General features: G+C 67.8%; 11 protein-coding genes and 2 pseudogenes. 1 reads left to right on the forward strand and 12 read right to left on the reverse strand.

Going from position 1 to position 11,322, the window contains the following annotated elements:
- The 8 genes and pseudogenes from AC1DBQ_RS17850 to AC1DBQ_RS17885 all read right to left on the reverse strand — a co-directional run.
- The coding region (locus AC1DBQ_RS17850) for a WecB/TagA/CpsF family glycosyltransferase (protein ID WP_476929789.1) at positions 1–2,308 on the reverse strand (2,308 nt) is incomplete at its 3' end.
- Between the two features lie 14 nt (positions 2,309–2,322).
- Positions 2,323–2,919, reverse strand: coding sequence for an acyltransferase (locus tag AC1DBQ_RS17855; protein ID WP_476929796.1), 597 nt, complete (start codon positions 2,917–2,919; stop codon positions 2,323–2,325).
- Positions 2,920–3,000: 81 nt separating this feature from the next.
- Positions 3,001–3,438: pseudogene (locus AC1DBQ_RS17860) on the reverse strand (VanZ family protein); the annotation flags it as partial.
- Positions 3,439–3,442: 4 nt separating this feature from the next.
- Complete coding sequence (locus tag AC1DBQ_RS17865) at positions 3,443–4,099, reverse strand: NeuD/PglB/VioB family sugar acetyltransferase (protein ID WP_476929790.1); 657 nt, start codon at positions 4,097–4,099, stop codon at positions 3,443–3,445.
- The gene (locus AC1DBQ_RS17870) at positions 4,092–5,222 is read right to left on the reverse strand and encodes a DegT/DnrJ/EryC1/StrS family aminotransferase (RefSeq protein WP_476929797.1); all 1,131 of its coding nucleotides are present in this window, start codon (positions 5,220–5,222) and stop codon (positions 4,092–4,094) included. The genes AC1DBQ_RS17865 and AC1DBQ_RS17870 overlap by 8 nt, the downstream gene beginning before the upstream one ends.
- A gap of 50 nt (positions 5,223–5,272) precedes the next feature.
- Positions 5,273–6,268, reverse strand: coding sequence for an NAD-dependent epimerase/dehydratase family protein (locus AC1DBQ_RS17875; protein ID WP_476929791.1), 996 nt, complete (start codon positions 6,266–6,268; stop codon positions 5,273–5,275).
- Entirely contained in the window at positions 6,265–7,335 is a 1,071-nt protein-coding gene (locus AC1DBQ_RS17880) for a Gfo/Idh/MocA family protein (protein WP_476929798.1), read from the reverse strand. Before AC1DBQ_RS17880 ends, AC1DBQ_RS17875 begins: the two co-directional genes overlap by 4 nt.
- A gap of 177 nt (positions 7,336–7,512) precedes the next feature.
- Positions 7,513–8,472: a diacylglycerol/lipid kinase family protein gene (locus AC1DBQ_RS17885; RefSeq protein ID WP_476929792.1), complete on the reverse strand. Its 960-nt coding sequence runs from the start codon at positions 8,470–8,472 to the stop codon at positions 7,513–7,515.
- Positions 8,473–8,644: 172 nt separating this feature from the next.
- Between AC1DBQ_RS17885 and AC1DBQ_RS17890 the strand changes: the two genes are divergently transcribed.
- Positions 8,645–8,881, forward strand: a complete 237-nt coding sequence (locus AC1DBQ_RS17890) for a hypothetical protein (RefSeq protein WP_091248303.1) — start codon at positions 8,645–8,647, stop codon at positions 8,879–8,881.
- A gap of 26 nt (positions 8,882–8,907) precedes the next feature.
- On the opposite strand, the gene AC1DBQ_RS17895 is transcribed toward AC1DBQ_RS17890, so the two are convergent.
- The 4 genes and pseudogenes from AC1DBQ_RS17895 to AC1DBQ_RS17910 all read right to left on the reverse strand — a co-directional run.
- Positions 8,908–9,714: an IclR family transcriptional regulator domain-containing protein gene (locus AC1DBQ_RS17895; RefSeq protein WP_476929793.1), complete on the reverse strand. Its 807-nt coding sequence runs from the start codon at positions 9,712–9,714 to the stop codon at positions 8,908–8,910.
- Positions 9,715–9,773: 59 nt separating this feature from the next.
- Positions 9,774–10,475, reverse strand: a complete 702-nt coding sequence (locus AC1DBQ_RS17900) for a 3-oxoacid CoA-transferase subunit B (protein ID WP_476929794.1) — start codon at positions 10,473–10,475, stop codon at positions 9,774–9,776.
- 1 nt (position 10,476) lies between these two features.
- Entirely contained in the window at positions 10,477–11,136 is a 660-nt protein-coding gene (locus AC1DBQ_RS17905) for a 3-oxoacid CoA-transferase subunit A (RefSeq protein WP_476929795.1), read from the reverse strand.
- A gap of 26 nt (positions 11,137–11,162) precedes the next feature.
- Positions 11,163–11,322 (reverse strand): annotated as a pseudogene (locus AC1DBQ_RS17910) (3-oxoadipyl-CoA thiolase); the annotation flags it as partial.

The following is an 11,322-nucleotide window of genomic DNA, read 5'->3' on the forward strand; positions in this document are numbered from 1 at the left end:
CGGCTTTCTCGGACGGCGAAAAAAGCCGGTCCACGAAGAGGTCGTCCCCGATGAAGTCGGGAAACTCCGCGAACCGGTCATGCCCGCGCTCAGAAATGCCATAGGCGCCGGCCGACCAGAGCCCGCTTCGTGCCGACGGCAGCCGCAGGCGGGTGCCGTAGTAGGCGTGGATCAGCGGATGGGCACCCTCCAGGTCAAACCGGACAGCCGGGCGCGCCGCCAGAAGGCCACCGGGAGCCAGAGCGGCCAGCACGTCCCGAACAGTTGCCGGGGTGATTTGGATGTCGGCATCCAGGTAGAGCCTCGGCCACCGGGTGGCGGCGGCATCGCCCGCGTTCAACGCAGCGGACTTGGACGCCTGGTCAATCTCCAGCACCGTCACGCCGTCGAAGCCGCGGGCGATCTCGGCCGTGTCGTCGGCGCAGCCGTTGCAGACGACGAACACGTCTACTACTCCGGCCGCCGCCAACGGAGCGAGAGGCGCCAGGGTCCGCGCAATCACTTGGGACTCATTGTGGGCCGGAATAATCACGGAACCGTGCGGGAAGTCCTCAACATGCGCCTCGCTGGTGGGCCCGGGAAGGCTGGCCCAAAGCTGTTCGTTCAGCACCGTCCACAGGACGCCCTTGCGGTCGGCCTTCCAGGACCGAAGAGCTTCGGACAGGACCACGGCGCCGCGGAAGGCCCCCGCGTAGGCCGTCGAATGGTATTTGCGGATGTAGCGGATGCAGTTGACCGCAAGCAAGGCGTTCAACTCCGGTGACGCGCCGGACCCCCCACCCACATGGGTCATGGTTGCGGCAGGTTCATACCAGATGGTTTCACCCAGCATCCGCAGGCGGCGGAAGAAGTCGACCTCCTCGGAGTAGAGGAAGAAGGATTCGTCCCATGGCAGGGCATCTGCCACTGCACGCCGCACCATCAGCGCGGCACCCGTTGCCCAATGAACAGTGTGTGGATGGGCGTAGCTTTCGGTGTCGAAATCACTCGTGGCGAGCCACGCCGGCCGGCTGGCCGCGCGCCGGCCCAGGAAGGCATCACCGAGACTCCGCGCAATGCTCGGTTCGCGGCGCAGCGTGGGGCTGACGGCCCCGCTCGGATCGACCAACCGGGGCACAACGGCACCCGCCTTTGAGGCCTGCAGCCTATGCAGCATTGTCCTGACGCTGCCTCGTTCCACCCGCAGGTCGGGGTTGAGCACCAGCACGGTGGCCGCGTCCCCAGCCCGCCGCATGGCGGCATTAATGCCGCCGGAGTATCCCAGGTTGCCTCCGGTCGGGAACGCGATGGCGTCAGGGTGACGGCGGCGGACCAGCCCCAGCGTGCCGTCGATGGAGGAGTTGTCTGCGACCAGGACTCGCAGGGTCAGATCCCGCGTTTCGGTGCGCAGGCTCATCAGCAGGCCGTTGATGTCGCGGGAACTGTTGTACGTAACGATGACAGCCGCAACGTCCGCCGATCCGTCGGGCCCGGTGAAGTAGCCCGGAGTTCTGTGGGCCGGCACGCCAGTAGGCGGTTGTTCGGGAAGGGTGGGCGTAACCGTGCAGGACCGGGTGCGAAGTTTGACGTACGCCGGAGGCCCGTCGATCAGATAGCGTCCGGCCAAGCGCCGAGGTTCCAAGGCCAGCCGGAAGCCCCATTCCAGTCCGTGGTCGCTCACCCATTGGGGAGCGCGGCTCACCCGACCTGCCAGGAAATCCACCGCCGCACCGAAGCCCAGGAGGACGCCCGCGCCGGTGAGCCCTGCATACCGGTCCATCCAGAGCTCCTGGCGGGGTTTGCCCAGACCGACAAATAGTATTTGCGCGCCGGAGCTGGCAATGCGGCCGGCGATCCGTTTCGATTCTTCCGCCGAGGCGAGGTCTTCCCGGCACGGCGACCACATCCCCACGACCCTAAGCCGCGGATGTTCCCGGGCGATTTTGGCCGTCAGGAGCCGGTGGCTCTCGTCCGACCCGCCAAGGAACCCCACGCGGAGGCCCCGGTCTTCCGCGCGGGCCAACAGCGGAGCCGCGAGATCGCTGCCGGCGAGGCGGGGCCAGTGGCGCCTGGTAAGCCTCCGCGACTGGGCAACAAGGGGTGCACCGTCAAGTAGATAGAGCCAGTCGGCGGTGCTGGCGGGGTCCGCGTGCAGGGTCCCCGCCCAGCGCCCCCCGGTGCCGAAATGATGAAGGTGGTCCAGATTCACTGACGCCACGGCAAGCGGACGGTCACCGGGCCCGGCCGCCCTGTCCAGAATGACATCAAGGGCCGCTTCCGGATCCACAAGATCCACGGGGGTGCCCCCTAAAACCACTTTGTCAGCCATAAGTCTTCGCTCCCTCAGGAGATCTTCTCGGGCTGTAGTTGCCCGTTGGATTCGACGTACCGGCGCCCGGTGACCGGGCAGAGCCAGCTTCCGCCGTCGTCCTGCTTCAACGGATGCCCGGCCTCCCCCACCCAACCCATCTGGCGTGCGGGCACGCCGGCAACCACGGCGAAGGCCGGTACATCCTTGGTCACGACGGCGCCTGCCGCCACGGTGGCCCACTCGCCGATGCAGACGGGGGCGATGCACACGGCACGGGCGCCAATGGAGGCCCCTTTGCCGATGCTGACCCCGACGGCCACCCAGTCGTCCGAGCCCTTGAGCGTGCCGTCGGGGGTGATGGCCCTCGGGTGCAGATCATTGGTCAGCACTGCCGCAGGACCGACGAAGACGCCGTCGGCCAGGCGGGCGGGCTCATAGACCAGCGCATAGTTTTGCAGCTTGCAGTCAGCCCCCACCTCCACTCCCGGTCCGACATACGCGCCACGGCCGATGTTGCAGTTCTTGCCCAGAACCGCGTCCTCGCGGATCTGGGCAAGATGCCAGATGCGGGTGCCCTCACCGATGCTGGCCGTTTCGGCCACGTCCGCTGAGTCGGCCACCGTTGTCATGTCGCTCCTGCCGTCGGGGGTTCCTGGACTGGGGGTTGGCTGAGGTTTCGGTGCCCGCGGCCGGGTGCGCGCCAGCCTGATGATCAGGGCGCCCAGCAATGCGCCGAGGGAGTTGTTGACGACGTCCCGGAAGCTGGCCTGGCGCTGACTGAGCAGCAGGAACTGGACAGCTTCAATCGCCGCGGAAGTGAAGAGGCCGGCCAGGGCAGCCAACCACCACTTACGCACCGGCAACAAGAGGGCCAGGAATAGGCCAAGTGGGATGAAGAGAAGGACGTTGGCCGTGCCCTCCACAACGTGGTAGTCGATTCCCGCCGTCAGTCTGTGCTCCTGCAAGGCCGAGAGAATGTCGTTCAGGAAGCCGGAGAGTGGCCGGTCCACCGGCGTGGGCCAGAAACCGATGCAACCGAGGGCTGCCAGATAGAGGGTCAGCAGCACGAGCACTCCGTGGCGCGCGTTCGGGTGGAGGTTTTGCGATGCATGCATCACCTGATCTGGGGCTGCAGTGCGGACTCCCATGGGACTAGGCCGCCGTTCCACTCTGAATTCCGGCCCGTAAGACCCGTGCCGGCACACCCACCCAGGTCTCGTCCTCGGGCACGTCGGCCAGTACGGCCGCGCCCATGCCGATGGTGGCGCCCGCGCCCACCGAGGAGCCTTCCCGCACGCTGGCGTTCATGCCCAGGTAGGCGCCGCGCCCGACCCTGACACCGCCGCCGAGCGAAACCCCGGCGGCGAACGTGGCGAAGTCCTCCACGACGTCGTCGTGAGTGAACGTCACGCCGGGCATCGCGACCACGTGCTCTCCAAGCGTGACCCCGGCGGTCAGGGTGACGTGGCCCAGCAAGACGCTGCCGCGGCCGATCGTGCATCCAGCCGGGATCCGGACAGAAGGATCGAGGACCGTGGCGTATCTGCGGTCCGGGATGCCGAGGGTGGCCAGCCGATCCACAATCCGGGCGCGTCCTCTGCCGGCGCCGACGCAGACCACGATGCCGGCTTCCGGATAGCGGAGGGCGTCACTGGCCGGGCCAAGGATGCGGGTACCGTCGACGACGGTTCCGGCCCTGCCGGCGTCGTCGTCAAGGATCCCGATGACATTGAATCGTCCGCCCTCGCGGACGGCGGCCAGCACTTCACGCGCCAGGCCGCTCGCGGCGATGAGGAGCAACTCATCCATGGTTCCGCCCGCCGGCCATCCGCAGGGAGTGGATTACCCGGAACTGCTCGTCCGGCGTCAACTGGTGGTAGACGGGAAGGATGACGGTGTTGTCCGTGAGCCGTTCCGTCACGGACAAATCGGCCTTGCCGGTGTCCCGTCCGGCGTAGGCCGGCTGCCGGTGCGCCGCCATGATGCCGCGCCGCGCCGAGATGCCGTCGCGGGCGAGATGAGCGAGCAGTTCCTCCCTTCCCAGCCCGAAGTCCGGCAGGACCTCGAACCAGAACGACTGGAAATTGCTGGTGCCGTAGGCGGGATCCTGGCTGAACCGCAGGCCGTCGAGATCGGCCAGGGCGGCCCGGTAGCCGGCGACGATTCCGCGGCGCCGGGCGACGGCTTCCTGAAGCCGGCCCAGCTGCACGAGCCCGACGGCCGCCTGCAGATCCGTCATCCGGTAGTTGAAGCCGATCTCCAGATACTCTTCGGCCGGGGCCAGCAGCGCTGCATGCCGGTCGTTTGCCGACACGCTCATGGAATGTTCCCGCAGCTGGCGCGCGCGGGCGGCCCATTCCGGGTTCCGGGTAGTCAACATGCCGCCCTCGCCCGTGGTGAGGATTTTGCGCGGATGGAAGGACCAGGCGGCGAGCTCGGCCCCCGCCCCGACCGGACGCCCAAGGTAGGTGGACCCTGCCCCGCAGGCGGAGTCCTCGATCACCGTGATACCCAGTGGGTCGCAGAGCTCGCGGATCGGGTCGAGGTCCACAGGCATGCCGCCCTGGTCCACCACGATCACGCCCCGGGTGGCCGGCGTCAGGGCCGCCGCGAGGCTGCGTGCGGACACGTTCCCGGTATCCGCTTCGACGTCGGCAAACACCGGCCGGGCCCCCACGTACGTGGCGGCATTTGCGGTGGCAATGAAGGACAAGGAGGGAACCACGACATCGTCGTCGGGCCCGATGCCGGCAACTTTCAACGCCAGATGCAGCGCGGTGGTGCAGTTGGAGACGGCGACGGCGTGCGGCGCCTGTTGCGCTGCGGCAAAAGCGTCCTCGAACCTGGCCACCCGGGGGCCCTGCGCCACCCAGCCTGAGGCGATCACCTCGGCAACGGCCTCGGCTTCCTCGGTTCCGAGCCACGGCTTCATGACGTTGATCCGGCTCAGCACCTGGTCTTGGAGCTGGTCCTGCTCGATGGTCACCGCACGCCTCCCACCCGGGCGGCGGCGATCTCGCGGCGCAGCGGACGCCACCAGTCGACGAGTTCGCGCAGTCCCTTCTCCAGCCCGGTTTCGGCGGTGAAGCCGAGATCGCGTTCTGCCGCCGTCGTGTCCGCCAGCCGGCGGACGACGCCGTTGACGGCGCGGTCCGGGCCGTGTTCGACCTGCAAGTCCGAATCCATCGCCCTCAGGAGCGCCTCGGCGAGTTCCAGCAGGCTCGTCTCGGAACCGCTGGCGACGTTGTACACGCCCTCGCGGATTCCGCTTCCCGCGGCCAGAATGTTGGCCCGCGCGATGTCCCTGGTGTGGACAAAGTCCATGGTCTGCAACCCGTCACCGAAAATCAGCGGCGGCTGGCCGTCCGCGATCCGCTCCATCCAGCGCACCAGCACCTCGGTGTACAGGCCGTGGACGTCCATCCGGGGCCCGTAGACATTGAAGTAGCGCAGCAGGACGTAGTCCAGCCCGGTCATGGCCCGGAAGCTGCGGGCCATGCCTTCGTTGAAGGACTTGGCCGCCCCGTAGAAGGTGTCGTTGTTGTGGTGGTGGTGGCGTTCGGTGGTCGGAAACTCCTCTGCCATGCCGTAGACGGAGGCGCTGGAGGCGGCGATGAGCTTGTCGACCCGGTGTTCGGCCGCGGCCTCGAGCACATTGAAGCTTCCGTCCACGAGGACTTCCAGGGCCAGCCGGGGTTCCTCGGCGCACTGGGTGATCCGGATGGCGGCCTGATGGAACACGATGTCCGTGCCGCGGGTGAGGTCGTGGACGAGGTCCCGGTCGCGGAGGTCGCCTTCGACCAGGTGCACCCGCCCGCTTTCCATGGCGTCATCGAGATTGGCCCGGCGTCCGCGGACGAGGTTGTCGAGGACGTCGATCCGCCCGGCTCCGGCGGCGAGCAAATGGTCAACAATTGTGGACCCGATGGTTCCGGCCCCGCCGGTCACCAGGACTGTGGCCCCCTGCAGTGTGCTCATCGTGTTCCTTCCAGCTGAAATTCGTTCCCTGTTACGGCGGCGGGCCGCCCGGCGGCGCCGAGGCTGCTGCTGACTGCCTCCAGCACCGAAAGTACGCGCAGCCCGGCGGCCCCGCTGGTCCGTGCGGGCCGCTGCTGCCAAATGCTGCTGGCGAATTCGGCCACCATCTGGCCGAGTGCCTCGTGTTCGGGCAGGGCAGGGGACCAGGTGTCACCCAGCCGGTAGGAAATGGCCGATGCCTTCCGCTCCGCCGCGGACCGCGACTGGGCGTCCAGGCTGACCCCCCGGTCGTATACGCTGAGCCGCTGCTGCGGGTTCAGGTCGTCCCAGACCAGCGTGCGCCGGGAACCGCCGACCACCAGCTGCCTGATTTTGGTGGGGCTGAGCCAGTTCACGTGCACATGGGCCATCCCGCCGCCGGACAGTGCGAAGGTCAGGTGGCCCACGCAGGCATTGCCGGTGCCGAGCGGATCCGCGCCGTGAGCGGACACTTCGGCCGGCCTGAGGCCGCCGGGAAGGATGAAGTCGAGGATGGACAAGTCGTGCGGGGCCAGGTCCCAGAAGACGTCCACATCCGGCTGGACGAGCCCAAGGTTGATCCGGACGGAGTCGATGAACAGGATTTCGCCCAGGGAGCCGTCGGCGATCAGTTCCCGGATCTTCAGGACGGCCGGGGTGTAGCAGTACGTGTGGTCCGCCATCAGGACCAGGCCGCGGGTCTCGGCTTCGGCGACCATTTCCAGGCCCTTGGCCCGGGCGTCCGCGAGCGGCTTTTCAACCAGGACGTGCTTTCCGGCACGCAGTGCCGTGAGGGCGATGCCGTGGTGGGTGTGGGCCGGTGTCGCGATGGCGACGGCGTCGACGTCGACCGTGTCCAGGAGCTCCCCGACGGACCCGCAGACGGCGACGTCGCCGTGTGCTGCGGCGAGTTTAGCGGCCCGGGCGCGGTCCATGTCCACGATGGCCGCCAGTTCCCAGTCGGGTGCCGCCTTGAAATTGCGGGCCAGGTTGGGCCCCCAGTAACCTGCGCCGATGACGGCGACCCGGAGAGGGGCCGGCGAGGCCATGAGCTCGGATTCTTCGGATGGAATCGCCACGGCCAACCCCTACTGCTAGACGGCAGCATCTCTGTGATGCCACTGCCTATACAAGCCGGTGCCCGTGCCGCCCGTCACGAGTGCTGATTACTTGCCTTTGCGAACGACCGCTCGGCCCAGCGTCCGGGTAGTACTCGGTTGGCCCAGCTAGACAGCCGTCATCCGGACCGTGAGGGCCTCGTGTTCCACCGTGACGCTGAGGTGTTTGGCCTTGCCGAGGGGGTCGCCGTCGAGCTGGAATTCCTGCTCGTGGGCGAGCTCGATCTCGGCTGATTTTCCGGCGAAGTACTCGACCGAGGCGTTCTTGGGGTTGTTCCGGCCGAAGACACCCGCCAGCACGCCCAGCCAGCCGAACCGGCCAACGGGGGCCAGGATCACGACGTCGAGGATGCCGTCGTCGACCTTGGCGTCGGGGAAGATCTCCACGCCGCCCATGATCTTGCCGCAGTTTCCGACCATGACGCTGCGGATCCGGCGTCGCACCGGGTGCTGGCCGTCAATGCTGATCTTCGCCCTGATGGGCTTGCCCGGCAAATGCCGGATGCCCGCTTCGACATAGGCGAGCCAGCCCACGCGGTCCTTGAGTTGATCCACGGTGTTCGCCATGATCGCGGCGTCGTAGCCAAGTCCTGCCATGACAAGGAAGGTGTGCTCCTCCTCGGCGTGGTCCAGCCTGGCCTTCACCACATCCACTTTGGCGTCCGTGCCGCTCAGCACGTCGTAGCTGGCGGCCACGGGGTCGGTGATGTCGACCCCGAGGTTGCGGGCCAGCAGATTGCCGGTGCCCATCGGTACCAGGCCCATCGGAGTCCCCGTGCCCGCAAGGACCTCCGCCACGCAGCGGACTGTTCCGTCGCCGCCCGCGGCGATCACGACGTCGACTCCCGCCTCCAGGGCGTCGCGGGCCTGGCCGAGACCGGTGTCTTCCTTGGTGGTCTCCAGCCAGAGCGGCTCGGCCCAGCCCTGGGTCTCGCACAGGCGGAAGAAGGAGGCGCGGAAGCTCTCTCCGGGAGACTTCATGGGGTTGATGATCACGGCGGCGCGCCTGGACCCCGTGCTGTCCGTGGTCTCCGGGGTCTCCGACGTCGCGGTGTTGTTCTCAGTCATGGCGTCCTTTGGGGCGAATGGCGGGAGAGGTCCCGAAGTGAAATCCTAGCCGGAGTGCCCGCGCAATCTGTGCAGGGCTGGCGGGATTCGTGGACGCCGGCTGGGCGGTGTCACTAGACTGGGCCTCCTGATGTGCCGGAGCCTACGCTCCGGACACCGAAAGCGGGGGCAGATGACTGAACCAGAGAAATATTCAGCGACCGCTGAATCATCCAGCATGGATCCCCACGACTGGGGCCGGGCCATGGCACTGGCCGTCACGCGGCTGGCAGAGCAGATCGCGCCGGAAGGCAGCGACGACATCCACACCCTACTGGTGGGCCGGGACCTGCACCTGAAAATCAGTGACGAACCCGCGGGCGTCACCATCCGGGTCTCAACGGGGCCCATCTCAGATCCGCCTGCCTGACCGGCTGGCCGGTCCTCAAGGGGGCTTCACCGGCCCGAGGTCAGGTCCTCTGAGATGAGTTCTGCCGCGGCCAGGGTCGCTTCACGTACCGCAGCCAGGTAGGCCTCGGGGTCGGGCTGAGCGGACACCGCCTGGGCCTGTAGCGAGACGTTGACGGCCGCCACCACCTTGGGTCCGTCGTGGACAGGCGCCGCGATGGACATCAGTCCCAGCTCCAGTTCCTGGTTCAGCAGGCACCAGCCCTGGGCGCGGACCGTGTCCAGTTCCGCCAGGAGGTCAGCCCGGGTCCCGATGGCCCCGGGCGTGAGGGGCCGGATCTCGGCGGCCGCGAGGTACTCATCCAGCTTGGCCGGCGGCAGGGCCGCGAGCAGCACCCGGCCCATCGAGGTCGCGTAGGCGGGGAAGCGGGTGCCCACCGTGATCCCGACGGTCATGATCCGCCGGGTGGATACCCGGGCGATGTAGGCGATGTCGGTGCCTTCGAGCACTGCGGCCGACGTCGACTCCCCCAGTTCGAGCGAGAGTTCCTCCAGGTGCGGTTGGGCGAGCTGGGGCAGGGACAACCCGGACAAGTAGGCGTAGCCGAGTTGCAGCACCTTGGCGGTCAGGGCGAAGACCTTGCCGTCGGTGCGGACGTAGCCCAGTTCCACGAGGGTGTGCAGGAACCGCCGGGCCGTGGCCCGGGTTAGTTCGGTCCGGGCCGCGACCTCGGTCAGCGTCATCTTGGGGTGTTCTGTATCGAAGGCGCGGATCACGGCGAGCCCGCGCGCCAGCGACTGCACGTACTGGTCGCTGGCCGCGGGCGCGCCGCCGCTCTTGGCTGCCTCAATCATTTCTCGCCTCCCGGTCCCGCATCACTTTATCCGGGCGCAGGGTGTCCCCGCGCAGGGTGTCAGCTTCCGTCCGGGGACGCGGCCCGGAGCGGGACGGGAACCATGTCCTGGAGTTCCTCGAGGGTGCAACCGAAGGTTTCCCGGACCTGGACGCCATCGGGTCCGGTCAGGAAGACGGCTTTGTCCGTGTAGACGCGGGTCACGCAGCCGATCCCGGTGAGCGGGTACGTGCACGTCTCCACCAGCTTGGACGCACCGTCGCGGGTCAGGAGCGTCATCATGACGAAGACGTCCTTGGCGCCGGTGGCGAGGTCCATGGCACCGCCGACGGCGGGGATCGCGTCCGGGGCGCCGGTGTGCCAGTTGGCGAGGTCGCCCGTGGCGGAGACCTGGAAGGCGCCGAGCACGCAGATGTCCAGGTGCCCGCCGCGCATGATCGCGAACGAGTCCGCGTGGTGGAAGTAGGACGCCCCGGGCAGTTCGGTCACGGGGATCTTGCCGGCGTTGATGAGGTCGCCGTCGATCTGGTCCCCGGTGGCTTCCGGGCCCATGCCGAGCATGCCGTTCTCGGTGTGGAGCGTGACGTTCTGCTCCGGCTGCAGATAATTGGAGACCAGGGTGGGCTGGCCAATGCCGAGGTTCACGAAGGATCCGGGCGTGATGTCCTTTGCCACGAGTCGGGCGAGGTCGTCACGGCCCAGAGGCTTGTCGGACGTCTGGATGGTCCGGACACCTGCCTGGTCATTTGTCGGGATGCTCATCTCAGGCCACCTTCACAATGCTGTTGACGTAGATTCCGGGGGTCACGATGACCTCCGGGTCCAGGCCGCCCGTGGGCACGATCTCCGAGACCTGGACAATGCTGTGCTTGGCCGCGGCGGCCATAATGGGACCGAAGTTCCGGGCAGTCTTGCGGTAGACGAGGTTGCCCTTGCCGTCCGCCGTGAGCGCCTTGATGAGGGCGACGTCGGCGTGGATCGGGGTCTCGAACACCTGCCATTTGCCGTCCAGGAAGCGGGTTTCCTTGCCCTCGGCGAGCATGGTGCCGTAGCCGGTGGGGGTGAAGAAGCCGCCGATCCCGGCGCCGGCGGCGCGGATCCGCTCGGCGAGGTTCCCCTGCGGGACGAGTTCGAGCTCGATCTCGCCGGCCTTGAATTTGGCGTCGAAGTGCCAGGAGTCGGACTGGCGGGGGAAGGAGCAGATCATCTTCTTCACCCGGCCCTCCTTGATCAGAAGGGCCAGGCCCTGGTCGCCCTGGCCGGCGTTGTTGTTCACCACGGTGAGGTCGGTGGCGCCGCACTCCAGCAGCGCATCGATGAGTTCGAACGGCTGGCCGGCGTTGCCGAAGCCGCCGATCATGACGGTGGAGCCGTCCTTGATGCCGGCGACGGCCTCGCCGACCGTGTCAATGAAATTCAGCATGGCTGCGTTCTCCTTAGGGCGGCGGGTTATGCCGATGCGGCGGTGGTGACGTTTTCGAGGACGACGGCCAGGCCCTGGCCGACGCCGATGCAGATCGCGGCGACGCCCCAGCGCTGACCGGTGGCCTGCAGGGTGCGGGCCAGGGTGCCCAGGATCCGCCCGCCCGAGGCGCCCAGCGGGTGGCCC

The sequence above is a fragment of the Arthrobacter sp. 10T413_2 genome (assembly GCF_056394205.1).